Raw genomic sequence first — 26,746 nt, forward strand, 5'->3', positions numbered from 1 at the left:
CATGACGAACCGGGCGTTAACGAGGGACGACGGCCCGACGCTCCGGCCTTGAGAAGGCCATTACGGCTAGGCCTGAAGGCCTCTGTGTATTCACGAAAATCCGGGTCATCCCGGCCGGAGCGAAACGCAGAGCCGGGATCCATGCCTGAAGCTTGATCGGCAAAGCTCCGGCATGGATTCCGGGTCAAGCCCGGGATGACCGCGTGATTCCATAGAGAATCAGCAGCCGCTAGCCGATCTTGGCGAGAAGCCGTCGCAGTTGCGCCCGCTCCTCCGGCGAAAGGGCGCCGACCAGCCGCTCCTCCGTCGCGACATGCGAGACGACGATTCGGTCGGCGAGCGCGAAGCCCGCCTCCGTCAGCACGATGCGCAACGCCCGGCGGTCGGCCGGATCGGCCTGCCGCTCGATCAGCCCGCGTTTCTGCAGGCGGTCCAGCCGATTCGTCATCGCCGAGGTCGAGATCATCATGTCCTGCGCGAGTTCGGACGGTGAGAGCGCCCGCCCCTTGCCCTGCCGCCGCAGAGTCAGCAGCACGTCGAAACCGGCGAGATCGAGCTCGTCGGCCACGAGATTGGCGGAAACGCCGTCGCGCACCCGGTCGGCCGCGCGCCAGAGATCGCCGCAGACCGCCATAACGCTGGTGTCGAGGTCGGGACGCTCCCGCCGCCACTGCGTCAGGATCGAATCCATTGCCCCGCCCTGACCACCGGGCCGCTCCTCGCTCATCCCCGCTCCTTGCCAAGTAATTTCATATCAGATAATTTGATATCGAATTATCTTACATCAAATCAAACTAGCATCGGCGCTGTCGGGAGCCAAGCTCCACGCGCATCGGAGGCCGCCATGCCGAGCCTGAACAGAACGCTGCTGACCACGATCCTCGTGCCCTGCCTCTGGGGTTCCACCTACATCGTCTTCACCCAGACGCTGCCCGTGGATCACCCGCTGCTGGTCGGAGCTCTCCGCGCCTTGCCGGCCGGCCTTCTGCTGATGGCGCTTGGGCCGGGACTGCCGCCGCGCGACAAGCTCCTGCCGCTCGCGGCACTCGGGCTCGCCAATATCGGGCTGTTCTTCGCGCTGCTCTTCGTCAGTGCCGCGCGCCTGCCGGGCGGGCTTGCCGCCACGGTCGGCTCGATCCAGCCGCTGATCGTCGGACTGCTGGCCTGGCCGCTGCTCGGCCGGCGCCCCGGCCGGGGCCAGATCGTCGCCGCGCTCGCTGGCCTCGTCGGCGTGGCCCTGCTGGTGCTCGATCCGCATGCCCGGCCCGATGCCGTCGGCCTGATCGCCGGCCTCGCCAGCGCCGCCTCGATGGCGACCGGCACCGTGCTGATCGAACGCTGGGGCAAGATGGGCTCGCCGCTCGCTCTGGCGGCCTGGCAACTCACGCTGGGCGGGCTGATCCTGCTGCCGGTGGCGCTGCTGGTGGAAGGGCCGCCGCCGATGCCGACCGCCCTGAACGGCCTCGGCCTGGGCTATCTCGTCCTGATCGGCACCGCCCTCGCCTACTGGCTCTGGGTCCGGGGCATCACCACGCTCGGCGCCAGCGTCGCCTTTCTCGGGCTGCTCAGCCCAACGGTCGCGACCATCCTCGGCGCCGTCCTGCTCGGCCAATGGCTTGGCGGGCTCCAGCTCCTCGGCATCGCGATCATCCTGAGTTCGACGATCGCCGGCATGCTACTCTCGCGCCGGGCCGCCGCGATGGCGACGATTACGCCGCAACCCCGAGCCGCTTGATCTCCCAGTGCAGCTCGAAGCCGGAGTTGTCCTTGACCCGGCGGCGCACTTCTTCGCCCAGCCCCTCGACATCGGCCGCCGTCGCGCCGCCGGTGTTGATCAGGAAGTTGCAGTGCATCTCCGAGACCTGCGCCCCGCCGACGCGCAGGCCACGGCAGCCGGCAGCATCGATCAGCTTCCAGGCCTTGCCGCCATCGGGATTCTTGAAGGTCGAGCCTCCCGTGCGCTCCTTGATCGGCTGGGCCGCCTCGCGCGCCTGCGTCACCCGGTCCATCTCGGCCTGGATCGCCGCCTTGTCGCCCGGCCGCCCCTGGAAGAGCGCCGAGGTGAAGATGATCTCGCGGGTCGCCTCAGCGCTGTTGCGATAGGTGAAGCCCATCTGCGCGTGGCTCAGCGTTACGATCTCGCCCTTGCGGGTGACGCCACGCGCCTCGACCAGCACATCGGTCGTCTCGCCGCCATGGGCACCGGCGTTCATGCGCAGCGCCCCGCCGATCGAGCCGGGGATGCCGCGATAGAAGGCAAGCCCATCGAGCGAGGCATCGACCGCCGCCCGCGCCACCTTGACGTCCGGCACTGCCGTGCCGGCCCGCAGCCGATCGCCGGACTCGATCGCGATCTCGCCGAAGCCCTTGCCGCCGAGCCGGACCACGACGCCGGGAATGCCGCCGTCGCGCACGATCAGGTTGGAGCCGAGCCCGACCACGGTGACCGGAATGTCCTCCGGCAGCTTCGAGAGCAGATAGGCCAGGTCCTCGTCATCGGCCGGCGTGAACAGGATCTGCGCGGCACCGCCGACGCGGAACCACGTCAGACCGGAAAGGTCCTGGTTCGCAAGGAGCCGCCCCCGCAGATCGGGAGCCGAGGCGCGGATGTCGGAGGTGAGGTCTGCAAAGGGCATGGCGTCGCTTTAGAGCATGATGATCCGGGACGGAACAGGTCGTCATGCTCGGGCTTGACCCGAGCATCTCTTGCCGAAGGAGTTTCCGTTGCCTTTTCCTACCTGAGATTCTCGGGTCTACGCTTCGCTGCGCCCGAGAATGACGGCGGAGAGTGCGGCGCACATTCACGCCAGTGCCTTGAGTTCCCCCGGCAGCGCATAGGCCCATTGCGTGATGTTGCCGGCGCCGAGGCAGACGACGTAGTCGCCCGGCCCCGCCAGCTCCGCCACGATGCCGGCGAGCTTCTCGGGCCCTTCCAGCGGCAGCGTGTGGCGATGGCCGCGCGCCTTGATGCCCGCCACCAGCGAATCGCGGTCGGCGCCCGGGATCGGCGCCTCGCCGGCCGCATAGGTGTCGGCCACGATCACCGTGTCGGCGTCGTTGAAGCAGGCCGCGAAATCGTCGAACAGGCTGGAGAGCCGGGTGTAGCGATGCGGCTGCACGATGGCGATGACCTTGCCCTTGGTCGAGGCGCGCGCGGCCTTGAGCACGGCGGCGATCTCCACGGGGTGATGGCCGTAATCGTCGAAGATCAGCGCGCCGTTCCACTCGCCGGTCTTGGTGAAGCGGCGCTTGACGCCGCCGAAGCCGGCCAGCGCCTCGCGGATAACAGGCACGGGAATGCCGAGATCGTAGGCGACTGCGATAGCGGCCGTGGCGTTGAGCGCGTTGTGATGGCCGGGCATCGGCATGACGAGATCGCGGATCACCTCGTCGCGGCCCGATTTGCGGTCGCGGATAAGAAGCGTGAACTTTGCCTGCCCGCCCGAGAGATCGATGTCGATCAGGCGGAAATCGGCCTGCGGGTTCTCGCCATAGGTGACGACGCGGCGGTCCTCGATCTGGCCGACCAGACCCTGCACCGTCGGGTGGTCGATGCACATCACCGCGAAGCCGTAGAAGGGCAGGTTCTCGACGAAGGACCGGAACGCGGCCTTGATCGCGTCGAAGGTGCCGAAATGGTCGAGATGCTCCGGATCGATATTGGTGACGATCGCGACGTCGGCCGGCAGCTTCAGGAAGGTGCCGTCCGATTCGTCGGCCTCGACCACCATCCAGTCGCTCTCGCCCATGCGGGCATTGGTGCCGTAGGCGTTGATGATGCCGCCGTTGATGACGGTCGGGTCCAGCCCTCCCTTCTCCAGCAGCGTCGCGACCAGCGAGGTCGTGGTCGTCTTGCCATGGGTGCCGGCGATGGCGACGCAGCTCTTCAGGCGCATCAGCTCGGCCAGCATCTCCGCCCGGCGCACCACGGGCAGGCGCAGCTCGCGCGCGGCGGCAAGCTCGGGATTGTCGCGCTTGATCGCGGTCGAGACCACGACGACCTCGGCCTCGCCGAGGTTTTCCGCCTTGTGGCCGACGAAGGTGGTGATGCCCTTTTCCGCAAGGCGCTTGACGTTGGCGCCGTCGGAGGCGTCCGAGCCCTGCACCTTGTAGCCGAGATTGTGCAGCACCTCGGCGATGCCGGACATGCCGATGCCGCCGATGCCGACGAAATGGATGGAGCCGAGCTTCGGCGGCAGCTTCATGGTCCGTGAATCCTGTCAGTTCGAAGAATGGGCCGTGGCGATCACGAGATCGGCCAGGCGGTCGGCAGCGTCGGGGATGCCGGCGCTCTTCGCGTTTGCGGCCATCGTCGTCAAGTGCGCCGGCTGCGCGATGAGCTGCGAGAGCTCGGCGGCGAGGTGCCGCGGCGTGAAGTCCGGCTGCATCATGCGGATGGCGCCACCGGCATCCTGAAGGAACCCGGCATTGGCGGCCTGGTCCTGATCGAGCGAGCCCGGCAGCGGCACGAGGATGGCCGGCCTGCCGATCACGGTGAGCTCCGCCACTGTCGAGGCACCCGAGCGTGCGATGACCAGCTGCGCCGCCGCCATCTGCGCCGGCAGGTCCTTGAAGAAGGGCGCGATCGTCGCCTTCACGCCGAGCTTCTCGTAGATGCCGCGCACTCGTTCGTCATCCTCTGCCCGCGCCTGCTGGACGATCGCCAGCCGCGCTCGCTCCGCATCGGTCAGGAGCTGGATCGCCGGCGGCACGATGTCCGCCATGATGCGTGCGCCCTGGCTGCCGCCGAAGACCAGAAGCTGGATCCTGCCCTCGCCCGGCCAGTCATAGTCACGTCCGGCAGCCTCGATCACGGCCGGGCGGACGGGGTTGCCGACATGGCGGCATTTCGCCTGCTGGGCCTCGGTGAGACCACCCACCTTGGCGAAGCCCGTCGCGATCACGTCGGCACGGCCGGCGAGGAAGCGGTTGGCGCGGCCGATCACGGCGTTCTGCTCATGGATGAGGGTGCGGACCCCGGCAAGCGAGGCGCCGAGCACCGGCGGCACGGTCGGGTAGCCGCCGAAGCCGACGACGACGGCGGGCTTGACCTGCGCGATGATCCGACGCGCCGCGAAGGTGCCCTTGGCGATGCGGAACAGCGCCGCGGCCTTCTGGAAGAGCGAGCGGCCGGACGGTGTCGCCGCCGGCACGGCATGCACCGCTTCGGCCGGGAAGGTGCCGGCGAACTCGGCGGCGCGCGTATCGGTCATCAGCACGACGCGCATGCCCTTGGCATGGAGCGCGTGGCTCAGCGCCTCGGCCGGGAAAAGATGGCCGCCGGTCCCGCCGGCGGCCAGCATGACGAGCTTGCCCGCTGCCATCGTTCAACGTCCGTAGGAGCCGAAATCGACCGAGCGCGGCCTGCGCCGGGTCAGCGCCAGCAGGAAGCCGGTGCCGATCGCGAGCGAGAGCAGCGACGAGCCGCCATAGGAGATGAACGGTAGCGTCATGCCCTTGGCCGGCATCATGTGCAGGTTGACCATCATGTTGATTGCCGCCTGGATGCCGAAGAGCAAAGCGAGCCCCGTCACGGCGAGGCGGATGAACGGGTCCTCCGCCTTCTGCGCCACGAAGAGCGACCGGATCACGATGGCCGCGAACAGCGCGACGAGCAGCATGCAGACGAGGATGCCGAATTCCTCGGCCGTGACGGCGAAGATGAAGTCGGTATGCGCGTCCGGCAGGATGCGCTTGACCGTGCCCTCGCCCGGTCCCTTCCCCAGCCAGCCGCCCTGCGCGAAGCTCTCCAGCGCCGTGTCGACCTGGAAGGTGTCGCCCGAGCCCTTGTCCATGAAGCGCTCGATGCGGGCGCGGACGTGCGGCACCAGCTCATAGGCGACGAGGATGCCGGTGGCGCCGATGCCGCCGAGCCCGATCACCCAGAACCAATGCAGGCCGGCGACGAAGAACAGCCCGCACCAGACGAGGCTGACCAGCATGGTCTGGCCGAAATCGGGTTGCAGCACGAGTGGCACGATCGTGACCGGCAGCAGCAGCAGGGCCATGATCGTGCCCGGCAGGTCCGGCCGGCGCGTGCCCTCGGCGAAGGCCCAGGCGGCCAGCACGACAAAGGCCGGCTTCAGGAATTCGGAAGGCTGGACCGAGCCTAGCGGGCCGAGCGTCAGCCAGCGCTTGGCGCCCTTCACCTCGACGCCGAAATAGAGCGTCGCCACCACCATCGCGAGCGAGACGACATAGATCAGCAGCGCCGCGCGACGCACCTGGCGTGGCGTCATCAGCGAGACGCCGAGGAAGATCGCCAGCGCGACCGCGAGATAGGCCGCCTGCCGGTTGACGAAATGGAAGGTCGAGAGCCCGAGCCGCTCGGCCACCGGCGGCCCGCCGGCCATCAGCAGCACCACGCCCGAGACCATCAGCGCGACGAGCGCGGTCAGGATCAGGCGATCGATCGACCACCACCAGCGGCCACTGAGAGAAGGTTCCGCGCGCGAGACCATGACGGCATCCCATCGACAAATTCTGCGCGGCCGAAGCCACGCCTTGCGTGACGAATCACTCTGTCAATGAATGGTTAACCGATTGATTCCGATGCCGCGGTTTGCCGGACTTGCACACGGCGAACGACCGGCTTGCCGGACGGCACTCCGAAGCCCGCTGTTTTAGGACGGAGCCACACCGTCATTCCGGGGCGGGCCGAAGGCCTGAGCCCGGAACCCAGAACCGATATCGCTCGTCGGGAAGGCGCTCAAGTTGGCCAGCTCTTTCGTCGCATGCGTCGGCTCTGGGTTCCGGACTCTTCGCTTGAAGCCCCGGAATGACCGCTTGGTTGCATGCAGAGCCGGGAAGCCTATCCCGTCGTCACCGCGGCCGCGAAGACGCGGGCGATGCCGGCTAGCCGCTCGGCATAGGCCTGGGCACCCGGCGGCTCGCCCGTCTTGGCGCCGGCAGCGGCGAACATCAGCCCAGCGATCCAGTCCTCGATGGTGATGGAGCCACGGTTCAGGGCGATCTCGCCCTGGGCTTCCGCTTCCCGAAGCAGCTGGCGCGCGAAGCTGGCGAAGATCTGCTCGAACGCCTGCAACTCCCGCGTCGCGATGGCGTTCATCACCGCCTTCAGCTCGACGAGATGCTCGCCGGTGCCGAAGCTCGCATAGGCCTGCCCGTGATGAGCCTGGAGCAGCGCGGCGAGGCGTTCCGGGAACGGCCCCCTCCTCTCGATCACCTCACGGCAACGTGCCTCGACGCGGCGCGCCAGCAAGTCCAGCATCGCCCGGAAGACGTCGTCCTTGCCCTTGAAGTGGAGGTAGAGCGTCGCCTTGGCGAGACCTGCCTCTTTGGCGATGTCGTCCATCGAGCTGCGCTTGTAGCCATAGCGGGCGAACAGCCGCAGCGCCGCATCGGCGATCTGGTCGACGCGGGCATTCGCCTCGTCGACAGGGAGAGGGCTGGAACTTTCGCTTTCGTCCGGCATTTGCAGCGTCGGTAGTCTTGACAAAATCCAAACTGCGCGCGACCATCCTAATTAGACTCAAAACGTCTAATTAGTCCAGTCGCGCGACCCAGGGCTACGGATTCATCGCCCGCCATCTGATATGTCAGATCGGGCCATCGAGGGCGAGCCCTCGATCCGCACCATGGTGCCGCGCTGCGTCTTGCCAGCATCGGAGGCAGCCATGGTCTCTCTCAAGGTCAACGGGACGACGCATAGCGTCGACATCGACGACGAAACGCCCCTGCTTTGGGCGATCCGCGACAATCTCGGCCTCACCGGCACCAAATTCGGCTGCGGCGTCGCCCAATGCGGCGCCTGCACCGTCTTCATCGACGGGCAGCCGCTGCGCTCATGCGTGACGCCGGTCTCGGCGGTCGGCACCAGCGAGATCACGACCATCGAAGGTCTCGCCGGCAAGGAGGCCGATGCCGTCCAGGCCGCCTGGACCGCACGCGACGTGCCGCAATGCGGCTACTGCCAGTCCGGCCAGGTGATGAGCGCCATCGCCCTGCTCAAGGAAAACCGCAAGCCGAGCGATCGCGACATCGACCTCGCGATGAACGGCAATATCTGCCGCTGCGCCACTTACGTCCGCATCCGCGCCGCAATCCATGACGCCGCCCGCGCGCTGGAGATCTGAGCCATGGCCGCGCATGATCCCAAGCTCTCCCGCCGCGCGCTGCTGTCGGGCGCTGGCGCCCTCGTCATTGGCCTGCACCTGCCGCGTGGCGCCAAGGCCCAATCCGGAGCCGGCGCGGCCTACCGGCCGGGCGGCAACGCCACCTTCGCGCCCAATGCCTTCATTCGCGTCGCGCCCGACTCGACCGTGACCGTGCTCGTCAAGCACATCGAGTTCGGCCAGGGGCCGTTCACCGGCCTCGCCACTCTCGCCGCCGAGGAGATGGACGCGGCCTGGAGCCAGATGCGGGCCGAGCATTCCCCGGCCGACGTCAAGCTCTACGCCAATCTCCTCTTCGGCGTGCAGGGCACCGGCGGCTCGACTGCCATCGCCAACAGCTGGGAGCAGATGCGCAAGGCGGGCGCCGCGGCGCGTTCCATGCTCGTTCAGGCAGCAGCCGATGCCTGGAAGGTCCCGGCTGGCGAGATCACCGTCTCCGACGGCGTCATCGCCCATGCCTCCGGCAAGAAGGGCTCTTTCGGCGAGTTCGCGGAAGCCGCCGCGAAGCTGCCCGTGCCGGAGAACCCGCCGCTGAAGCCGGCCTCGGCCTACAAGCTGATCGGCAAGGAAGGCGCGGTGAAGCGCCTCGACAGCGCCGACAAGGCGCGGGGCAAAGCGCAGTTCACCATCGACATCCACGCACCCGGCATGCTGACGGTCGTCGTGGCCCGCTCGCCGCGCTTCGGCGGCAAGGTCGCGAGCTTCGACGCCTCGGAGGCGCTCAAGATCAAGGGCGTGGTCGACGTCAAGCAGATCGGCTCGGGCGTCGCGGTCTATGCCGACGGCATGTGGCCGGCGCTGAAGGGCCGCGAGGTCCTCCAGGTCACCTGGGACGACAGTGCGGCCGAGAAGCGCGGCAGCGCCGAGCTGATCGCTGAATACCGCAAGCTCGCTCGGCAACCCGGCACCATCGCCGGCAGCCACGGCGATGCCGAGGCAGCGCTCGCCAAGGCCGACCGCGTGATCGAGGCCGAGTTCGTCTTCCCCTATCTGGCGCATGCGCCGATGGAGCCGCTCGACGGCTATCTCGAATGGGACGGCGAGCGGGCGCTCGCCCGCTTCGGCAGCCAGTTCCAGACCACCGAACACCAGACCATCGCGACCATCCTCGGCCTTCCGCCCGAGAAGGTGAGCCTCGAGACCATGCTCGCCGGCGGCAGCTTCGGCCGGCGCGCGCAGGTCAGCCAGCATCTCGCCGCCGAGCTCGCCATGGTGGCCAAGGCGATCGGCCCGAACCGCCCGGTCAAAATCGTCTGGACCCGCGAGGACGACCTCACAGGCGGCTACTACCGGCCGCTCTTCGTGCATCGTCTCAGAGGGGCGGTGAAGGACGGCAAGGTCATGGCCTGGGCGAACACGCTGGTCGGCCAGTCCTTCTTCCTGGGCACGCCCTTCGAGGCGATGACCGTCAAGAACGGCATCGACGCGACCTCCGTCGAGGGCGCCAACGAGATCTTCTACGAGGTGCCGGACTTCCACTGCGAGGTGCACAATCCCAAGGTCGGCGTGCCCACGCTGTGGTGGCGCTCGGTCGGCCACACCCATACCGGCTATGCCGTCGAATGCTTCATCGACGAGTTGCTGCAGGCGGCGGGGCAGGACCCGCTGCAGGGCCGGCTCGCCCTGATGGGCGACAGGCATCCGCGCGCTGCCGGCGTCCTGAAGGCGGTCGGCGAGCTGGCGAACTGGAAGGGCGCAGGCCCGTTCGATGGCCGCGCGCGCGGCATCGCCGTGGTCGAGAGCTTCGATTCCTTCGTCGCCCAGGTCGCCGAGGTCTCGATCGGCCCTGAGGGCGAGCCGAAGGTGCACAAGGTCTGGTGCGCAGTGGATTGCGGCGTCGCCGTCAACCCCGACATCATCCGCGCCCAGATGGAAGGCGGCATTGGCTTCGGCCTCGGCCATGCGCTCTACGGCGAGATAACGCTCGACCAGGGCCGGCCGGTGCAGACCAACTTCCACGAATACCGCTCCCTGCGCATCCACGAGATGCCCGAGGTCGAGGTGAAGATCATCGCCTCCACCGAGAAACCGAGCGGGGTCGGCGAGCCCGGCGTGCCGCCGATCGGCCCTGCGGTCGCCAATGCGCTCGCCGCGCTCGGCCATGGCCGGCCGCGCCAGTTGCCGATGCAGGGAGGAACCGTCTGATGAGCAGGAATCTCATCCTCGCTGCCGCCGCCGCGCTTGCGGTCTGCGTCACCGGCAGCGCGCTGACGCTGGCGCAGAACGCCGGGCAGGCTCAACCCGGCGGCGCGACCTTGAGGCCGGCATCGAGCTTCTCGTCCATCGCCAATCAGCGCGACCGCTCGGTCGCGGTCTTCAACGAGATGGGCAAGGTGCTCACGCATCCGCGTTGCATGAACTGCCATCCGGCGACGGAGCGGCCGCGCCAGGGCGATCTGCGCAAGCTGCACGAGCCCCTCGTCGTGCGCGGCAAGGACGGGCACGGCGCGGCCGGCCTGCATTGCGCGACCTGCCACGGCAAGGAGAACTTCGATCCCGCCCGCATCCCCGGCAACGAGCATTGGGCGCTGGCACCGGCCTCCATGGCCTGGGAAGGCAAGAGCCTCGCCCAGATCTGCGAGCAGTTGAAGGACCAGAACCGCAACGGCAGCCGCGACCTCGCTGCCCTGGTCAAGCACGTCACCACCGACAGCCTCGTGCTCTGGGGCTGGAAGCCCGGCAAGGGCCGCGAACCGGCTCCGGGCACCCCGGCCGAGTTCGGCGCGCTGATGCAGGCCTGGGCCGACAGCGGCTCCGCCTGCCCGGCGTCCTGACGCCGATCAGCCCAGCCGGATTTGAACGTCCGTGCCGTCGTCCCGGACGCAGCGAAGCGGAGATCCGGGATCCATGCCTGAACAGTTCCGGCATGGATCCCGGGTCAAGCCCGGGATGAGCACGCTTTTCCGGCTCACATCAGCAGGCTCTACGGAGCGGTAGATTTTCCGGGTGCCCCGAAGGGCTCGAAACCCGGCAGCGCTGCGACAAGCTTGCGGAACGTGTCGCCGCGCACCTCGAAATTCGGGAACTGGTCGAAGGAGGCGCAGGCCGGCGAGAGCAGCACCGCGATCTCGCCCTCGCCCGGCTTGGCGAGCGCATCGCGCGTCGCGTCAGCCACCGCCTGGTCGAGAGTGACGCTGCGCTCATAGGTGACACGCCCATCCTCGTCGAAGGTCGCGGCGAAGAGATCGCTCGCGGCCCCGATCAGATAGGCCCTGGCGATATTCGGGAAATAGCGGCGCAGGGACTCGATGCCGCCATCCTTGGCCTTGCCGCCGAGGATCCAGAAGATGTCGCGGAAGGAGGTCAGCGCCTTTTCCGTGGAATCCGCATTGGTCGCCTTGGAGTCGTTGATGAAGACGACGCGGCCGATCCGGCCGAGCTCCTCCATGCGATGCGCGAGACCCGGATAGCTCTTGAAGCCGGCCTCGATCTCCTCGGCGCTCAAGCCTACTGCCGAGCAGGCGGCGAAGGCCGCCGCCGCGTTCTGTGCGTTGTGCGAACCGCGCAAGGAACCGATGCCGGCGAGATTGGCGACGACCTTGGGCTTGCCGTCCTTGACCTCGACGATGCGGGTATCGAGCCGGCCGTGATTGGCGGTGACGCCGGCGAAGACGCCTTCGTCGAGCGGCTGCTCGCCGCTGATCTTGACGAGCGGGCGGCCTCCGGCGGCGCGGCGCCGCGCCATCTGCTTCGAGGCCTCATCGTCGACGCCGACGACGGCGATATCGGCGGCAGCAACCAGCCGCTCCTTGATTGCCGCGTAGTTCTCCAGCGAGCCGTGCCGGTCGAGATGATCTGGCGTCAGGTTCATCTGAATGCCGACCGTGGGCTTAAGCGATGGCGCGAGGTCGATCTGGTAGCTTGAGCATTCAATGACATGGACGCGCCCGGCCGCGGGCGGCTCCAGCGCCAGCACCGCAGTGCCGATATTGCCGCCCATCTGCACGTCGCGCCCGGCCTGCTTCAGCACATGCGCGATCAGCGCCGTCGTCGTCGACTTGCCGTTGGTGCCGGTGATGCAGACGGTCGGAGAGCCCGGCGCGATCCTGGCCCGCTCCAGAAAGAACAATTCGACATCGCCGATGATCGCGGCGCCCACAGCCTTCGCCTTCGCCACGGTCCAGTGCGGCTCCGGATGCGTCAGCGGCACGCCCGGCGAGAGCACGAAGGCGGCAAAGCCCGACCAGTCGGCGCTGGCGAGATCGACGACGGCGATGCCCTCGGCCGCCGCCTTGTCGCGGCTCGTCTCGTTGTCGTCCCAGGCCGCGACATCCGCGCCGCCGGCCTTGAGCGCGCGCGCCGTGGCGAGCCCCGAGCCGCCGAGGCCGAACAGGGCGACCTTGCGCCCGGCGAAGACCGTAACCGGTGTCATCGAGTACCTCCGTCATTCCGGGGCAAGCGCGGAGCGCTTGAGCCCGGAACCCAGAACCGATGCGGTGTTTCGAAAAGACAGCGGAACACGATCGCCCTCTCGATCAAGAACATCGGGTCTGGGTTCCGGGCTCGGGCCTGCGGCGCGCCCCGGAATGACGCGGTGGTACCGGTAGCCACAGACATCGCTCAGCGCAGCTTGAGCGTGGAGAGGCCGACCAGCGCCAGCACCACCGAGATGATCCAGAAGCGGATCACGACCTGCGGCTCGGTCCAGCCCAGTTTCTCGAAATGGTGATGGATCGGCGCCATCAGGAAGACGCGCTTGCCGGTGCGCTTGAACACGGCGACCTGGATGATGACCGAGAGCGCTTCTACCACGAACAGGCCGCCGACGATCGCCAGCACGATCTCGTGCTTGGTCGCGACCGCGATGGTGCCGAGCAGGCCGCCAAGGCCAAGCGAGCCGGTGTCGCCCATGAAGATCTGGGCCGGCGGCGCGTTGAACCAGAGGAAGCCGAGGCCGGCGCCGATCACCGCGCCGCAGATCACCGCGAGCTCGCCCGAGCCCGGCACATGGTTGATCTGCAGGTAGTTGGCGAAGATCGCGTTGCCGACGAGATAGGAGATGAAGCCGAAGGTGCCTGCCGCGATCATCACCGGCACGATGGCGAGGCCGTCGAGCCCGTCGGTCAGGTTCACTGAATTGCCGGCGCCGACCACGACGAAGGCCGTCACCAGCGGGAACAGGATGCCGAGCGGGATGATCGCGTCCTTGAGGAACGGCATGGCAAAGCCCGACGAGATCGCCGGCGGCTGCGTCTGCATCACGAGGTAGCAGGCGATCAGCGCGACCACGACTTCGATGGCGATGCGCGCCTTGCCCGAGAAGCCCTTATGCGACTGCTTGGTCACCTTGAGATAGTCGTCATAGAAGCCGATCGCGCCGTAGCAGAACGTCACGCCGAGCACGATCCAGACATAGGGGTTGCGCAGATTGCCCCAGAGCAGCGTCGCGGCGAAGAGCCCGCCCAGGATCATCAGCCCGCCCATGGTCGGCGTGCCGCGCTTGGCGAGGTGCGATTCGGGGCCGTCGGTGCGGATCGGCTGCCCCTTGCCCTGCTTGATCCTGAGCCAGGAGATCGCCGCCGGGCCGAAGAAGAAGACGAAGAGCAGCGCCGTCGCTGTAGCCCCACCAGCCCGGAAGGTGATGTAGCGGAAGACGTTCAGGATCGGGAAGGTGCCGGAGAAGTCGGCGAGCCAGACGAGCATGCTGATTGATTCTCTTATATCACGATGATTTTGGATCGTTTCGATCCCAAATCACAAAACGTGATCGATTCCAAAAGATGAGAGTGGGATTGGTGCGAAAAACCAGCTTCCACTTTCTCGCATCCCGCTCTCAGGGTCAGTCTTCGGCAGGCATGGCGGGGAAGCGCGCGAGGATCGCCTTGACGATCGGCCCCATGCGCGAGCCGAGCGAACCCTTGACCGTGACGACATCGCCGGCGCGGATCGCATCGAGCACGAGCGGCTCCAGTTCGCTCGCCCCGGGGGCATAAGCCCCCCGCATGGCGGAAGGCAAGCTCTCATAGAGCCCTTTCATCAGCGGGCCACAGGCGAAGACCTGGTCGATCGTGTTAGCCACGAGAGGCTCGGCGAGACCGCGATGGAGGTCGCCGCCGCTCGGTCCGAGCTCCAGCATGTCGCCGAGCACGGCGATGCGCCGGCCGCGCCCTTCCACCGGCAAGCGACCGAGATTCTCGATCGCGGCGCGCATCGAGGCGGGGTTGCCGTTGTAGCTCTCGTCGAGCAGCGTGATCGCGCCGCCCCGCGCCTGCAGGATCTGCCGCGCCCCGCGCCCGGCCGGCGGCCTGAGGTCGCCGAGCGCGAGCGCGGCCAGCGCGAGATCGGCACCGAGCGCATGGACGACGGCGAGCACGCCGAGCGAGTTCAGCACGATATGCTTGCCCGGGCTGCCGAGGCGATAGGTGACGGGCTCGCCGAAGACGCGGGCCTCGACCACGGACAGGTCCGGCTTGAGCGCGCAGGAGATCAGCCGGACATCGGCATCCGGGCTTTCGCCGAAGGTGATGATCCGCCCGGCCGGCCCGGACTTGGCGATATCGCGCAGCAGCTCCGATTGCGGGATGTCGGCGTTGACGATGGCCGTGCCGCCTTTTTCAAGTTCCCAGAAGACGCCGGCCTTCTCCTCGGCGATCCCCTCCAGCGAAGCGAAGGCGGCGAGATGCACCGGCTGGATCGTGGTGATGATCGCGACCTGCGGGCGCACCATCCGCGCCAGCGGGACGATCTCGCCGGGGCTGTTCATCCCGATCTCGTAGACGCCATAGGCGATATCGGCAGGCGTGCGGCAGAGCGTGAGAGGCACGCCCCAATGGTTGTTGTAGGAGGCGACCGGCGCATGGGTCTTGCCCTGCCGCGAGAGCACGAGGCGCAGCGCCTCCTTGGTGCCGGTCTTGCCGACCGAGCCAGTGACGGCGACGATGCCGGCCTTGAGTTCGGCCCGGCGCGCGGTGCCGGCCTGCTCCATCGCCTTCAGCACGTCGGGCACGATGGCGAGCGCGCCGGCCCCGGCGAACTCCGCCGCGTGCTCCTCGTCGATGACGGCGAGCGCCGCGCCCTTGTCGAGCGCGCCCTTGACGAAGTCATGCCCGTCGCGGGCCTCACCCTTGATGGCGAAGAAGACATCGCCCGGCACGAGCGTCCGGGTGTCGATCGAGGCGCCGGTCACGACAGGCGGCACGGCGCCTTCGGGTCGCGCGCCCAGCGCCGCGATCAGCTTCTCACCGGTCCAGAGCGGGGCGCTCATCACTTGATCTCCGATAGCGCTTTCCGGACCACGTCGTGATCGGAGAAGGGCAGCGTGCGGTCGCCTATGATCTGGCCGCTTTCATGGCCTTTTCCGGCCACGACCAGCAAATCCCCAGGCTTGAGCATCTTCACGGCGGCGCGGATCGCCTCCTCGCGGTCGCCGATCTCGGAAAGCTCTGGCGAGGCGGCCATGATCTCGGCCCGGATGGTCGCCGGGTCCTCGCTGCGCGGATTGTCGTCGGTGACGATGGCGATATCGGCTTTTTCCGCCGCGATCGCGCCCATCAGCGGCCGCTTGCCCTTGTCGCGGTCGCCGCCGCAGCCGAAGACGCAGATCAGCCGCCCGGTCGCATAGGGGCGCAGGGTCGTGAGCACGGCTGCGAGCGCATCGGGCTTGTGGGCATAATCGACCACGACGAGCCCGCCATTCGCCTCGCCGACGCGTTCGAGCCGCCCGGCGACCCCGGTGAGCCCGGCCATCACCTGCAGCGCCGCCGCCTTGTCCGCACCGGTCGCGATGGCAAGCCCGGCGGCGACCAGCGCATTGCCGGCCATGAAATCGCCGACCAGCGGCAGGGCGACGGAGAGTTTCTGCCCGTCGAAGCCGACCGTCAGGCGCTGCGAGAAGCCCTCGCGCTCATTGGCGAGCAGTGTCAGCGTCTCACCCTTGCGGCCGATGCCGAGCACCGGATGCCCCGCTGCCTCGGCGGCCTGCGCCGCCTCTTCCGCATAGGGCTCGTCGCGGTTGATCACGACCGGCGCGCCGGCCGGCAGCAGCGTCCAGAGCCGCAGCTTGGCGGCGAGGTAATCCTCGACGCTGGGGTGATAATCGAGATGGTCGCGCCCGAGATTGAGGAAGGCGCCCGCCTTCAGCCTGACGCCGTCGAGCCGGCGCTGGTCGAGGCCGTGCGAGGACGCCTCCATGGCGAGATGCGTGATGCCCTCGCCCGCCAGCTTGTCGAGCGAGGCGTGCAGCGAGAGCGGATCGGGCGTCGTCAGAGAGCCGTAATCGGCGCCCTTGCGCGTCACCACGCCGATGGTGCCGACGCTCGCCGCCTCATGGCCGAGCGCCTGGAAGATCTGCCGCGTGAAGTCCGCGACCGAGGATTTGCCGCTGGTGCCGGTCACCGCCACGATCGTTTCCGGCTGGCGCGGATGGACCTTGGCAGCGGCCAGAGCCAGCGCGAGCCGGGGGTCGTCGACCTGCGCGAAGGCGACGCCGGCCGGCAGGTCCGCCGGGCGCGGTCCGCCCGAGACGATCGCGACGGCGCCATGCCCCACCGCATCCATGATGAAGCGCGCGCCGTCCGCCTTCGCGCCGGCGAGCGCGACGAAGACGTCGTCCCCCGTCACCTTGCGGCTGTCGAAGGCGACGCCATGCACCTGCTGGCTGGCAGCCTCGGCCTCGAAGGTCTCGGGGAAGAGGTCTCCGAGGCTGTATCCGGATATCGAGCTCATGCGACCTCCGTCATTCCGGGGCTTCGCGCAAGCGAAGAGCCCGGAACCCAGAACCGATACCCTGGTATGTCGAAGCGCACCGGCTGATCCTGATCGTCCTGTGTTTCTGGGTTCCGGGCTCAGGCCTGCGGCCTGCCCCGGAATGACGGCGCGACAGCGGCGCCGTCAAGATGTCACCGCGAACCCCAGGCCCCCAGCTTCGCCATCAGCGGGAAGGGCGACGGCGGCGGGTCGAAGCGCGGGTTAAGCCCGAGGATCGGTGCCGCGCGCTCGATCACCCTGCCGGTGGTCACGCCGGCATTCCAGGCCGCGGTCGAATAGCCGCCGCTCTCGGCATAGCCCTTCGGCTCGTCATAGATCGCGAGGAAGAGGTATTTCGGCTTGTCGGAGGGTGCGATCGCCGTAAAGGTCGTGAAGTTCTTGTTCTTGGCGTAGCGGCCGTTGATGACCTTCTCGGCCGTGCCGGTCTTGCCGCCGACGAAGTAGCCGGGGATGTCGGCCTTGCGGGCCGAGCCCTTCTCGCCGTTGAGCCGCATGATGAAGCGCATCGCCTCGGAGGTCTCCGGCTTGATCACGCGGGTCGCCACCTTGCGCGCATCCTCCTCGGAGCGCTTCAGGAAGGTCGGCTTCATCAGATAGCCGCCATTGACCAGCGCGGCGACGGCGGAGAGCGCCTGCAGCGGCGCCACCGCGAGCCCGTGGCCGAAGGCGATGGTCGCGGTGTTGATCTCGCCCCAGCGCTGTGGAACGATCGGGGCTGCGCTTTCCGGCAGCTCCGTCGTCATCCGGTCGAGCTGCATCATCTTCCGCAGGAAGGCCTTGTGGCCCTCGACGCCGACGGCGAGCGCCATCTTGATCGAGCCCATGTTCGACGAGTGCAGGAAGACCTCGGGCACCGTCAGCGTGCGGCCGGTGCCGTGGTATTCCTTGATGACCTGGCGGCCGAACCGCATCATCCCGCCGGCGGTCGAATAGCTCGAATTGATGTTGGCCTTGCCGGAATCGAGCGCCATCGCGATGGTCAGCGCCTTGAAGGTCGAGCCCATCTCGTAGACGCCGACACTCATCCGGTTGATGCGGTCCTTCTCCAGCGCGTCGACCGGGTTGTTCGGGTCGAAATCCGGCAGCGAGGCGAGCGCGATCACCTCGCCCGTGGTCACGTCGATGATCGCGCCGGCCGCCGCGATGGCCTTGAAGCGCTCCATGCCCTTGAAGAGCTCGTCGCGCAGCAGATGCTGCACGCGCAGATCGATCGAGAGCTGGACCGGCTTGAGGTCCGAGGCTTCCGTCGCGAGCCCGGCGCCGTTGAGGTCCTGCAGCCCCTGCGAGTCGATGTATTTCTCCATGCCGGCGATGCCGACATTGTCGATATTGGCGAAGCCGAGCACATGGGCGGCGGCGGTGCCGTTGGGATAGACGCGCTTGTTCTCGGGCACGAAGCCGACGCCGGGGATGCCGAGCCGGTGAACCTCGGCCTGCTGGCGCGGCGTGATCTCGCGCTTGACCCAGACGAAGCCCTTCTTGGTGTTGAGCTTGTCGCGCAGATCCTTGGCGTCGAGGTCCGGCAGCACGGCGGTGAGAAGCTCGGTCGCCTCGTCCTTGTCGAGGATCTTGCGCGGCTCGGCGAAGACCGAGACCGTGCGGATGTCCGTGGCCATCACCTCGCCGTTGCGGTCGACGATGTCGGGCCGCGCGGCGGAAATGGCGGTGGAGGTCGCGCGGCGCAGGCCGACCTGCTCGTTCGGCAGCGCCCCAAGCATGACGAGCCTGCCGGTGATCGCAATGAACAGGGCGGAAAAGCCGAGGATGACGAGGCCGACGCGCGGCTGGCTCTTCTCCCCGCTCATGCGGAAGACGTCGCGCAGCCAGGCCAAGCGCGCGCGCTTGGTGATGGTCTCGGCCGCCTCGCCCTGCTGCTCCATCGGCGCCCCGTTCGGTGTCGGCTCGGTCATGGCATCGGTCTCGGCGTCGTCGCGCTCGACTTGGCGTTCTTCGGCGTCTCGGTCGGCATGCCGAGCCCGAGATCCGCGAGCTTGCGGCCGATGGTGTCGACCTTCGGGCCGCGATTGGGGATGTCGGAGGGCTTGACCACCTGCGTCACGACGAAGGGCTGGAGATCGAGATGCCGCTCGGCCAGCGCCTGGACGCGGTCGGGGCGGTTGAGGAACTGCCACTCGGCCTTGAGCACCTGGATCGCGTCGCGCTCGCGCTGGGTCTTGCCCTTGAGCTTCTGGAGATGCTCGGCCGCCAGCGTCGTTTCGTATTTGATCGAGTAGGCATAGACCGCCGAGGAGACCAGCGCGCCGATGGCGATGACATGCAGGAGCTTGATCACGCTCAGGGTCTCCGGCGCGGCTGCGGGTCGGGAACGGTGGAGAGCGCGACGAGCCCGGCATCGGCCCGGCGCGCCGGCGCCTCATTGCGCTCTGCGGCGCGCAGCTTGGCCGAGCGCGCCCGCGGATTGGCCCGCATCTCGGCTTCGGAAGGCGCGACGGCGCCCTTGCTGATCAGCCGGAAGGTCGGCTGTTCGGAGGCCACGGCCGGCGCATGGCGCGAGCCGGACGGCACGCGGCCCGAGCGCTCGGCGAAGAACTGCTTGACGATGCGGTCCTCCAGCGAATGGAAGGTCACGACGACCAGCCGCCCGCCGGGCTTCAGCACGGCTTCCGCCGCATGCAGCGCCCGCACCAGCTCGCCGAGTTCGTCATTGACCGCGATGCGCAGCGCCTGGAACACGCGCGTCGCCGGATGGGCCCCGCCCGGCTCGCCCCGCACGATCCCGGCGACGAGGTCGGCGAGCTGCTTTGTCGTCGCCAGCGGCGCCCTGCGGCGCGCCTCGATCACGGCGCGGGCCACGGCGCGGGAGCGGCGCTCCTCGCCATAGTGATAGAAGATGTTGGCGAGGAGCCCCTCCTCGGCCTCGTTGACGATGTCCGAGGCGCTCTGCCCTGCTCCGCTCATGCGCATGTCGAGCGGGCCGTCGAAGCGGAACGAGAAGCCGCGCTCGGCCTGGTCGATCTGCATCGAGGAGACGCCGATATCGAGCACGACGCCGTCGAGCGGCGTCATCCCGAAGCGCTCGGCCTCCTCGGCCAGCTCGCCGAAGCAGGCCTGCGACAGCGTCAATCGCCCGGCCATCGCCGCGACGAGGTCCGCCCCGCCGGCGATTGCGCTCGGGTCGCGGTCGAGCCCGAGCAGCGTCGCCTCCGGCGCCGCGTCGAGGATCGCTTTAGTATAGCCGCCAGCGCCGAAGGTGCCGTCGAGATAGCGCCCGCCGGGCTGCAGGGCGAGCGCCTCCAGCACCTCGCCCAGCAGCACGGGCACATGACGAACCGGTCCGCTAATGGCCGCACCGGAACGGTCGCCATGATCCGTCATGTGCCCGCGCCTCCGGCTGGAACCCCCAAGCCACCCAGGGTGCGCTTGACGTCGCGAAGCCGCGTCCGCGCCGCATCGAGATGCGCGCGGAACCGTTCCGGCTCCCAGATCTGGAATTTGTGCCCGTGCCCGACGAAGGTCACGGTATCGCCGATGCCGGCATGCGCCCTGAGCGCCTCGCTCAGCACCATCCGCCCCTCCGTATCGACCTTCAGCACCTCCGAGGTGCCGTTGAGCGCCGTCGAGAGCAGCTCCCACTCGTCCGAGAACGGCGAGAAGCGCGCGAGGATGTCGTCGATCGTCGCCCGCAGCGCGTTGCCGCCGGCATCCAGCGCCGGCAGATCGAGCGCCTGATGGACATAGAGCCCCTCGTACCCGTCCTTGGCCAGGACGGCCCGAAAGCTCGAAGGAATGGAAACGCGCCCCTTGGCGTCGAGGCGATTGGTGAAGTTCGAGACGAAGCGGTCCATCAACGCCGCCTCCCGGCCTGCTCTTCACGACGCCGCGGCGCACCGAGGCGGGCGGCGAAAAATCCCTCCGTCGAAGCGGGCAAAGCACGCCTGCAAGCCAAAATCCGCGCGGCACACGGAGCCTGACCCTTGGATTGCCTGCCGGCTTCGACGGGATGATTTGGGATAGCATGGGCCATTATGGGCGTCAATGGAATCGCAGGCACGGAACCGCACCTGCAAGGACTCTCCGCCATCACAGCTCGTTAAGGTTAAGTATCCGTAAACCATGTGGAATCCGCCTTGTGCCGATGCGGGCGAGGCCGCAGCGGACGACAAATGGACGGAGAAAAAATATCAGGCGCCGCGGCGCGTCATGCCGGGGCCTGCCCCGAGCATCTCCGGCAATACGAGATGCCGGAGCTTCTGCGTCGCGAGAGTGCCGGGTCTCGGAACGCTCAGCCGTCCTTGGACGCCGTCAGCAACGCATCGCGGACGAGATCGAGCTGGTCGCGCAGCCTTGCGGCGTCCTGAGCCGTCCCGCCCAGCGCCTTGCCGATCGCGTCCTGCACGCAGCGCCCCTGCACGCGCATCCCCTCGCCTTTTTCGGCGAGGCGGATACGGACCTGGCGCTCGTCGCGGGCGTCGCGCTCGCGCCGGATGATCCCGGCGCCTTCAAGGCGCTTCAGCAGCGGGGTCAACGTGCCGGAATCGAGCATCAGCTTCTCGCCGAGCTCCTTGACCGTAAGCCCGTCCTGCTCCCACAGCACCAGCATCACGAGATATTGCGGATAGGTCAGCCCAAGCTCGGCCAGGATCGGGCGATACGCCCGGTTGAAGGCGTGGCCGGCCTGATAGATCGCGAAGCAGAGCTGCTGCTCCAGCCGCGACATGCCGTCCCTGGCTTCATCCCGCTGTGCCATCGCGCCCTCTTGCACCGTCATTCCCACGCAACCTGAAAGCGGCCTCCTAATCAACCGCCCGCTTCATTTCCCGGAGCTGTCGATTCTGCACGGAATCACGCCGTCATCCCGGGCTTGACCCGGGACTCATGCCGGAGCGCGTCCGCTCAAGGTTCAGGCCTGGATCCCGGATCTGCGCTTCGCTGCGTCCGGGATGACCAGCGTTTACATGAAAGCGCAGCGAGTCACAAATTAATTGTTGACAATCTAATTGTTCACAATCTAAATAGCAGGCATTGGTTGACCCCACAGAGAAGGAGCCCTCCCATGAAAATCCTCTACACCGCTCATGGTTCCGCCACCGGCGGCCGCGAAGGCCAGGCCGCGACTGACACCGGCAACGTCAAGCTCGTCCTGAACACCCCGAAGGAACTTGGTGGCGGCGGCGGCGAAGGCACGAATCCCGAGCAGCTCTTCTCGATTGGCTATTCCGCCTGCTTTCTCGGCGCGCTGAAATTCGTCGCCGGCAAGGAGAAGGTGAAGATCCCCGACGAGGCGAAGGTCTCGGCCGATGTCGGCATCGGCCCGCGCGACGACGGCCAGGGCTTCGGCATCGCCGTGAAGCTGACAATCTCCGTGCCCGGCGTCGACAAGGCCGTGGTCGAGGACCTCGTCCAGAAGGCCCATGTGGTCTGCCCCTACTCGCACGCGACGAAGGGCAACATCGACGTCGACCTTCAGGTTGCGGCCTGAGTTCCGGCGACCCATCTTGTTTCCGCGGCCGGGTTCGCCCCGGCCGCGAGACGATCAAGCCCCGCGCGATTGGCGCGGGCGTCGTTTCCGGAAGCCTCGCCCTCTAGCCTCTGGAAAACATCATGTTGAACCGTCGCCAATGGCTTGCCGGAACGGCAGCCGCGCTCCTCCCCACCCTGCCCGCCCTCGCCCGCGCCCCGCAGACGGCCGCGCAGGTGCCCGGCATCTATCGCCGCATGCTCGGCGACATCGAGATCACCGCCATCCTCGACGGCTATGTGCCGCTCGGGGCCAAATCCTTCACGGGCGGAGACCCCGGCGACGTGCCGCGCCTCGTCGCTGAGGCCGGCCTGACCGAGGCACTGCCGACCTCGGTCAACGCCTTCGTCGTCAACACGAAGGACAGGACCTACCTCGTCGATACCGGCGGCGGCGCCTGGACCGGCCTTGGCGACACCATGGGCCGGGCCGAGGCCAATCTGCGCGCCGCCGGCATCGAGCCGGCCCAGATCGACGCCGTCATCCTCACCCACGCCCATCCCGACCACGCCGAGGGGCTGATCACCGCGCAGAAGACCGCCCGCTTCCCCAATGCGGAGGTCGTCATCCACGAAACCGAATATGCCTTCTGGCACGATGACGGCATCCTGAGCCGCGTCCCGGCCGAGGCGAAGCCGTTCTTCGAGTCCGCCCGCAACTCGCTCGCGCCCTACGCCGCCCGCACCCGCAAGGTGAAGGCCGGCGAGATCGCGCCGGGACTGACCTTGGAAGATGCGCCGGGCCATACGCCGGGTCACAGCATCCTGCGGCTGTCCTCGGGCAGGGAGCAGATCCTGCTGGTGGCCGATTGCGTGCACAACGCCGCGATCCAGACGGCGCGCCCGGAGATCACCTTCGTCTTCGATGCCGACGGCGCCCAGGCCGCGGCCTCGCGCCGGCGCGTGCTCGACATCATCGCGGCGGACGGCATCGCGTTCAGCGGTTCGCACATGCCCTTCCCCGGCTTCGGCACGGTGAAGAAGAGCGGCAACGCCTTCCGCTTCGTGCCCGCCGAATGGAGCTACACGCTCTGAACCAGCGAGCCGCTTGCTGGAGCATGCTGATTTTGCACGGAACCGCTGCGTCATCCCGGACAAGCCGCGAAGCGGCGCCGATCCGGGAACCATCGTAGAGCTCCGGCACCCTTCGATGGATCCCGGGGCAAGCCCGGGATGACGGCGTGGTTCGGAGAAAAATGAGCACGCTCAAGCCGGAAACAAACGAAGGGCCGGGATCGCTCCCGGCCCTTTCGCATTTCTGAAGGTGCCAGTCGGCCTGTAAGCCGGGTTCTGGATGGCCGGAGGATCGCTCCCCCGACGTGACGGCCATTCCTCTGGGATGCACATCGCTGCGCACCTCGAGCAACCAACCCGGACGACAGGGCACAGAAACCTGCCCCTCCCCGCTTGCGCGGGCAGCATCGTCCCTATTCGGTTTTGCTCCCGGTGGGGCTTGCCATGCCGTCCCCGTTGCCGGGTCCGCGGTGCGCTCTTACCGCACCTTTTCACCCTTACCCCGCGCAAGAAGGCCGAAGCCAACGGGCACGAGGCGGTTCGATCTCTGTGGCGCTTTCCCTGGGGTCGCCCCCGCCGGACGTTATCCGGCACCGTGTTTCCGTGGAGCCCGGACTTTCCTCCCCCGAAAGAACCTGAGCTCTTGCGGGAGCGGCCGTCCAGCCGACTGGCGAGGGGGGAGATGCGCGCTGGCGCGGCCCACGTCAAGCGCGGGCCGGCGCGAAGCCTCAGTTGCGCGCCGTGATCGTGCGGACCTTGGCGCAGTAGGTGCGATTGGCGCCGCTCATCCGGCTGGTCATATGGCCGCTCTGGTACTTCATGACGGTCCGGCAGGTGTCGCCACCGGCAAGCTTGTAGGCCTGCGCCAGATACATCATGCCGTAGCGCGCATTGGTCTCGGCATCGAGCAGGCCGCCCGCGCTGCCGGTATAGCCCATGCCGCGCGCCGTCTGGTGGCGGATCTGCATCAGGCCGAAATTGCCGGCATGCGCGGCGCGCGGATTGTAGCGGCTCTCGACCCGCACCACCGCATCGGCGAGCGAGAACGGCACGCCGTTGGCCGCCGCATGGCGCGCGATGATCGCCTTGATGCCTTCGGCACCGGCCGGAGCTGCCAGCGCGCGGCTGGGACGGGCCTCGCCCTTCTCCGGCTCGGCATGGGCGACGCTCGCCGCATCGGCCTTGGCGGCCCGTGCGGCCTTGCGCCCGGCTTTGGTGTTCGCCTTGGTCGCGGTCGCCTCAGTCGGCTCGCCCTTCGTCTCACCGGCCTTCTCGCGGGCGATCTCCGCTTCGCGAACGATAAAGGCTCTGGCGTCCGTTTCCGCGTTCACGAATTCCTCCGCCGAAGCGATCCCGGAGAGGCTAATCAGGCACGCAGCCGCTAGGCCGCCACAGACATACCGCATGTTGAACTGAACCCATATTACGCCATGACTGGCCAATGGGGGTGGTCAATTGATGGTTCAATGTGTCGATAATCTGTCACGACTCAAGCAAAAACCTCCAATAAATGCGTCAACAGGAATTTATTCTATATTCGACTGTTAAGTATTGATATGTAATTGTCGCCTCGTAAAACTTGGCCGGGTTCCCTGCTCAAAAACGAATCAAGCACGAGCCCGGCCGGCCGCATTCCAGCCTCATTTCCGGCTCGGGGCGCATTATTGGCGCGGCAGGCCGTCGCAGCCCTGCCCCTTGCATCGGCGCCGTCGCTCCCCACATCATCCGCCCTCGGATTCACTGGGATCATTGCGTTCATGGCTTCCTCCTTCTGGGGCGCGCTCGGCGGCGGCGGGCTCGGGCTCGTGCTCGGCGGCCCCCTCGGCGCGCTGCTCGGCGCAGTGGCCGGCCATGTGCTGGTCGATCGCGAGGGCGCGCCCTTCGGCCCGGCGCCGCGGGAACTCGTCTTCACGACGGGGCTCGTCGCGCTCGCCGCCAAGATGGCGCGCTCGGACGGCGTCGTGACCTGCGACGAGATCACCGCCTTCCGCCGCATCATCGAGGTGCCGCCCGAGCAGCAGCAGCGCATCGAACACCTGTTCGATCTCGCCAAGCAGACCAGCGCCGGCTTCGAGGCCTATGCCGCGCAGATCGCCGCCGCCTTCAAGGACGAGCCCGCCCTGCTGGAGGACGTGCTCGACGGGCTTTTCCTGATCGCCGCCGCCGATGGCGCGATCCATGAGGCCGAGCACGCCTATCTCCAGTCGGTCGCCGGCATCTTTGGCATCGCGGACGGCGATTTCGCGCGGATCGAGGCCCGTCACGCACGCCGCCCGGATGATCCCTATCTCGTCCTCGGCGCCAGCCGCGAGATGGATGACGCCGAGCTGAAGCGGCATTACCGCCGCCTCGTCGTCGAGACGCATCCCGACCGGGAGATCGCCCGTGGCCTGCCCCAGGAGGCGGTCGCGATCGCGACCCGGCGCCTCTCGGCCATCAACGCCGCCTGGGACGCGATCCAGAAAGAGCGCGGCATGAGCCGCAACCTCTCGCCCGAACCCGCCTGAGCCCGCACGCATGAACGACACCGCCAAACCCGACGCGGCCACCCCCGACAGCCGCTTCGCCGCCAAGGTCTTTCCCTCGCCCAACCATGGCGAGCGCAAAGGCCGCGACGGCAAGGATTCCGATGCCCTTCCCGGTCGCCGGCCGGACATGCTGATCCTGCACTACACCGGCATGCCCATCGCGGGCGAAGCGCTGCAATGGCTCTGCAACCCCGTCTCGCAGGTCTCGTCCCATTATTTCGTCTTCGAGAACGGCCACACGCTCCAGCTCGTGCCGGAGGGCCGGCGTGCCTGGCATGCCGGCGCCTCGCACTGGGCCGGCGAGACCGACATCAACTCCTGCTCGATCGGCATCGAGATCGCCAATCCCGGCCACCCCGGCGGCCTGCCGGACTACCCGGAAGAGCAGCTCGCCGCGACGCTGAACCTCTGCCGCGATATCTGCGAGCGCTGGTCGATCCCGCCCGAGCGCGTCCTCGCCCATTCCGACATCGCGCCGGGCCGCAAGATCGATCCGGGCGAAAAATTCCCCTGGCGCCGCTTCGCCGAGGGCGGCGTCGGCCTCTGGAACGAGCCGGCGTCGATCCGGGGCGGGCGCTTCTTCGCCCGCGGCGAGAGCGGCCAGCCGGTCGAGGCGCTGCAGGCGATGTTCGCCATGCTCGGCTATGGCATCGGCGTGGACGGTGTCTTCGACGAGAAGACGGAGGCTGTCGTCGCCGCCTTCCAGCGCCATTGGCGGCCCGAAAAGGTCGACGGCGTCGCAGATTCCTCGACGATCACGACGCTGCGGGACCTGCTCGCCGCGACGCAAGCAGCCCGCACCGCCTGAACGCGGGCTAACCCAAAGATTGCAGGAAGTTAACTCGCCTGCCGGCCCGGTTTCTGGCAAGCTCCGTCCAATTGCGC

At 67.8% G+C, this 26,746-nt stretch carries 24 protein-coding genes and 1 other RNA gene; 8 read left to right on the plus strand and 17 right to left on the minus strand.

Annotation, left to right across the window (positions count from 1 at the left end):
• Nucleotides 1-229: 229 nt before the first annotated feature.
• On the minus strand, nucleotides 230-727 hold the full coding sequence (locus AC1DVA_RS02710) for a MarR family winged helix-turn-helix transcriptional regulator (RefSeq protein WP_265054166.1): 498 nt from the start codon (nucleotides 725-727) through the stop codon (nucleotides 230-232).
• A gap of 117 nt (nucleotides 728-844) precedes the next feature.
• Between AC1DVA_RS02710 and AC1DVA_RS02715 the strand changes: the two genes are divergently transcribed.
• A complete protein-coding gene (locus AC1DVA_RS02715) occupies nucleotides 845-1,735 on the plus strand; it encodes an EamA family transporter (protein ID WP_476804885.1) in 891 nt (296 codons plus the stop codon).
• Here the strand turns inward: AC1DVA_RS02715 and murB are convergent.
• From murB to AC1DVA_RS02740, 5 genes are all read right to left on the minus strand, one after another.
• The gene (gene murB / locus AC1DVA_RS02720) at nucleotides 1,710-2,636 is read right to left on the minus strand and encodes a UDP-N-acetylmuramate dehydrogenase (RefSeq protein WP_265054169.1); all 927 of its coding nucleotides are present in this window, start codon (nucleotides 2,634-2,636) and stop codon (nucleotides 1,710-1,712) included. The two genes, AC1DVA_RS02715 and murB, sit on opposite strands and share 26 nt — an antisense overlap.
• Before the next feature lie 165 nt (nucleotides 2,637-2,801).
• Nucleotides 2,802-4,205, minus strand: coding sequence for a UDP-N-acetylmuramate--L-alanine ligase (murC, locus tag AC1DVA_RS02725; RefSeq protein WP_265054170.1), 1,404 nt, complete (start codon nucleotides 4,203-4,205; stop codon nucleotides 2,802-2,804).
• A gap of 15 nt (nucleotides 4,206-4,220) precedes the next feature.
• On the minus strand, nucleotides 4,221-5,324 hold the full coding sequence (murG, locus tag AC1DVA_RS02730) for an undecaprenyldiphospho-muramoylpentapeptide beta-N-acetylglucosaminyltransferase (RefSeq protein ID WP_476804886.1): 1,104 nt from the start codon (nucleotides 5,322-5,324) through the stop codon (nucleotides 4,221-4,223).
• A gap of 3 nt (nucleotides 5,325-5,327) precedes the next feature.
• Complete coding sequence (locus AC1DVA_RS02735) at nucleotides 5,328-6,461, minus strand: FtsW/RodA/SpoVE family cell cycle protein (protein ID WP_265054172.1); 1,134 nt, start codon at nucleotides 6,459-6,461, stop codon at nucleotides 5,328-5,330.
• Nucleotides 6,462-6,811: 350 nt separating this feature from the next.
• Nucleotides 6,812-7,435, minus strand: a complete 624-nt coding sequence (locus AC1DVA_RS02740; protein WP_265054173.1) for a TetR/AcrR family transcriptional regulator — start codon at nucleotides 7,433-7,435, stop codon at nucleotides 6,812-6,814.
• Between the two features lie 202 nt (nucleotides 7,436-7,637).
• Here AC1DVA_RS02740 and AC1DVA_RS02745 point away from each other — a divergent pair, with 202 nt between their 5' ends.
• From AC1DVA_RS02745 to AC1DVA_RS02755, 3 genes are read left to right on the plus strand one after another with little or no spacing between them, the layout of a single operon-like run.
• Nucleotides 7,638-8,096 carry a (2Fe-2S)-binding protein gene (locus tag AC1DVA_RS02745; RefSeq protein WP_265054174.1) on the plus strand — a complete coding sequence of 153 codons (459 nt, stop codon included), beginning with the start codon at nucleotides 7,638-7,640 and terminating at the stop codon, nucleotides 8,094-8,096.
• A gap of 3 nt (nucleotides 8,097-8,099) precedes the next feature.
• Nucleotides 8,100-10,280, plus strand: coding sequence for a xanthine dehydrogenase family protein molybdopterin-binding subunit (locus AC1DVA_RS02750; RefSeq protein ID WP_265054175.1), 2,181 nt, complete (start codon nucleotides 8,100-8,102; stop codon nucleotides 10,278-10,280).
• The gene (locus AC1DVA_RS02755; RefSeq protein ID WP_265054176.1) at nucleotides 10,280-10,909 is read left to right on the plus strand and encodes an Isoquinoline 1-oxidoreductase subunit; all 630 of its coding nucleotides are present in this window, start codon (nucleotides 10,280-10,282) and stop codon (nucleotides 10,907-10,909) included. Before AC1DVA_RS02750 ends, AC1DVA_RS02755 begins: the two co-directional genes overlap by 1 nt.
• Nucleotides 10,910-11,058: 149 nt before the next feature.
• Here the strand turns inward: AC1DVA_RS02755 and murD are convergent, their stop codons facing one another.
• The 9 genes from murD to AC1DVA_RS02800 all read right to left on the minus strand — a co-directional run bounded on the left by murD (nucleotide 11,059) and on the right by AC1DVA_RS02800 (nucleotide 21,549).
• Nucleotides 11,059-12,507, minus strand: coding sequence for a UDP-N-acetylmuramoyl-L-alanine--D-glutamate ligase (gene murD / locus AC1DVA_RS02760; protein WP_476804887.1), 1,449 nt, complete (start codon nucleotides 12,505-12,507; stop codon nucleotides 11,059-11,061).
• 188 nt (nucleotides 12,508-12,695) lie between these two features.
• Nucleotides 12,696-13,778: a phospho-N-acetylmuramoyl-pentapeptide-transferase gene (gene mraY, locus AC1DVA_RS02765; RefSeq protein WP_265054178.1), complete on the minus strand. Its 1,083-nt coding sequence runs from the start codon at nucleotides 13,776-13,778 to the stop codon at nucleotides 12,696-12,698.
• 136 nt (nucleotides 13,779-13,914) lie between these two features.
• The gene (locus AC1DVA_RS02770) at nucleotides 13,915-15,339 is read right to left on the minus strand and encodes a UDP-N-acetylmuramoylalanyl-D-glutamyl-2,6-diaminopimelate--D-alanyl-D-alanine ligase (RefSeq protein WP_265054179.1); all 1,425 of its coding nucleotides are present in this window, start codon (nucleotides 15,337-15,339) and stop codon (nucleotides 13,915-13,917) included.
• Nucleotides 15,339-16,799 (minus strand): UDP-N-acetylmuramoyl-L-alanyl-D-glutamate--2,6-diaminopimelate ligase, encoded by a 1,461-nt coding sequence (locus AC1DVA_RS02775; protein WP_265054180.1) that lies wholly within the window; start codon nucleotides 16,797-16,799, stop codon nucleotides 15,339-15,341. The genes AC1DVA_RS02770 and AC1DVA_RS02775 overlap by 1 nt, the downstream gene beginning before the upstream one ends.
• 173 nt (nucleotides 16,800-16,972) lie before the next feature.
• Nucleotides 16,973-18,751: a peptidoglycan D,D-transpeptidase FtsI family protein gene (locus tag AC1DVA_RS02780; protein WP_442865002.1), complete on the minus strand. Its 1,779-nt coding sequence runs from the start codon at nucleotides 18,749-18,751 to the stop codon at nucleotides 16,973-16,975.
• A complete protein-coding gene (gene ftsL / locus AC1DVA_RS02785) occupies nucleotides 18,748-19,134 on the minus strand; it encodes a cell division protein FtsL (protein WP_265054181.1) in 387 nt (128 codons plus the stop codon). The genes AC1DVA_RS02780 and ftsL overlap by 4 nt, the downstream gene beginning before the upstream one ends.
• A gap of 2 nt (nucleotides 19,135-19,136) precedes the next feature.
• Entirely contained in the window at nucleotides 19,137-20,144 is a 1,008-nt protein-coding gene (gene rsmH / locus AC1DVA_RS02790) for a 16S rRNA (cytosine(1402)-N(4))-methyltransferase RsmH (protein WP_476804899.1), read from the minus strand.
• A gap of 29 nt (nucleotides 20,145-20,173) precedes the next feature.
• Entirely contained in the window at nucleotides 20,174-20,647 is a 474-nt protein-coding gene (locus AC1DVA_RS02795; RefSeq protein WP_265054182.1) for a division/cell wall cluster transcriptional repressor MraZ, read from the minus strand.
• A 437-nt stretch (nucleotides 20,648-21,084) separates the two neighbouring features.
• On the minus strand, nucleotides 21,085-21,549 hold the full coding sequence (locus tag AC1DVA_RS02800) for a MarR family winged helix-turn-helix transcriptional regulator (RefSeq protein ID WP_265054183.1): 465 nt from the start codon (nucleotides 21,547-21,549) through the stop codon (nucleotides 21,085-21,087).
• A gap of 306 nt (nucleotides 21,550-21,855) precedes the next feature.
• Here AC1DVA_RS02800 and AC1DVA_RS02805 point away from each other — a divergent pair, with 306 nt between their 5' ends.
• Nucleotides 21,856-22,281, plus strand: coding sequence for an organic hydroperoxide resistance protein (locus AC1DVA_RS02805; protein WP_476804888.1), 426 nt, complete (start codon nucleotides 21,856-21,858; stop codon nucleotides 22,279-22,281).
• 122 nt (nucleotides 22,282-22,403) lie between these two features.
• Nucleotides 22,404-23,354, plus strand: coding sequence for an MBL fold metallo-hydrolase (locus AC1DVA_RS02810; protein ID WP_265054185.1), 951 nt, complete (start codon nucleotides 22,404-22,406; stop codon nucleotides 23,352-23,354).
• Nucleotides 23,355-23,582: 228 nt separating this feature from the next.
• Here AC1DVA_RS02810 and rnpB read toward each other — a convergent pair.
• Nucleotides 23,583-24,004, minus strand: an RNA gene (rnpB, locus tag AC1DVA_RS02815) — RNase P RNA component class A.
• A gap of 57 nt (nucleotides 24,005-24,061) precedes the next feature.
• The gene (locus AC1DVA_RS02820; RefSeq protein WP_265054186.1) at nucleotides 24,062-24,664 is read right to left on the minus strand and encodes a lytic transglycosylase domain-containing protein; all 603 of its coding nucleotides are present in this window, start codon (nucleotides 24,662-24,664) and stop codon (nucleotides 24,062-24,064) included.
• A 426-nt stretch (nucleotides 24,665-25,090) separates the two neighbouring features.
• Between AC1DVA_RS02820 and AC1DVA_RS02825 the strand changes: the two genes are divergently transcribed.
• Together AC1DVA_RS02825 and AC1DVA_RS02830 are read left to right on the plus strand one after the other, a co-directional pair.
• The gene (locus tag AC1DVA_RS02825) at nucleotides 25,091-25,840 is read left to right on the plus strand and encodes a TerB family tellurite resistance protein (RefSeq protein WP_265054187.1); all 750 of its coding nucleotides are present in this window, start codon (nucleotides 25,091-25,093) and stop codon (nucleotides 25,838-25,840) included.
• Between the two features lie 10 nt (nucleotides 25,841-25,850).
• Nucleotides 25,851-26,669, plus strand: a complete 819-nt coding sequence (locus tag AC1DVA_RS02830; protein WP_265054188.1) for an N-acetylmuramoyl-L-alanine amidase — start codon at nucleotides 25,851-25,853, stop codon at nucleotides 26,667-26,669.
• Nucleotides 26,670-26,746: the final 77 nt, after the last annotated feature.

Source organism: Allobosea sp. P4_C6, from assembly GCF_056402015.1.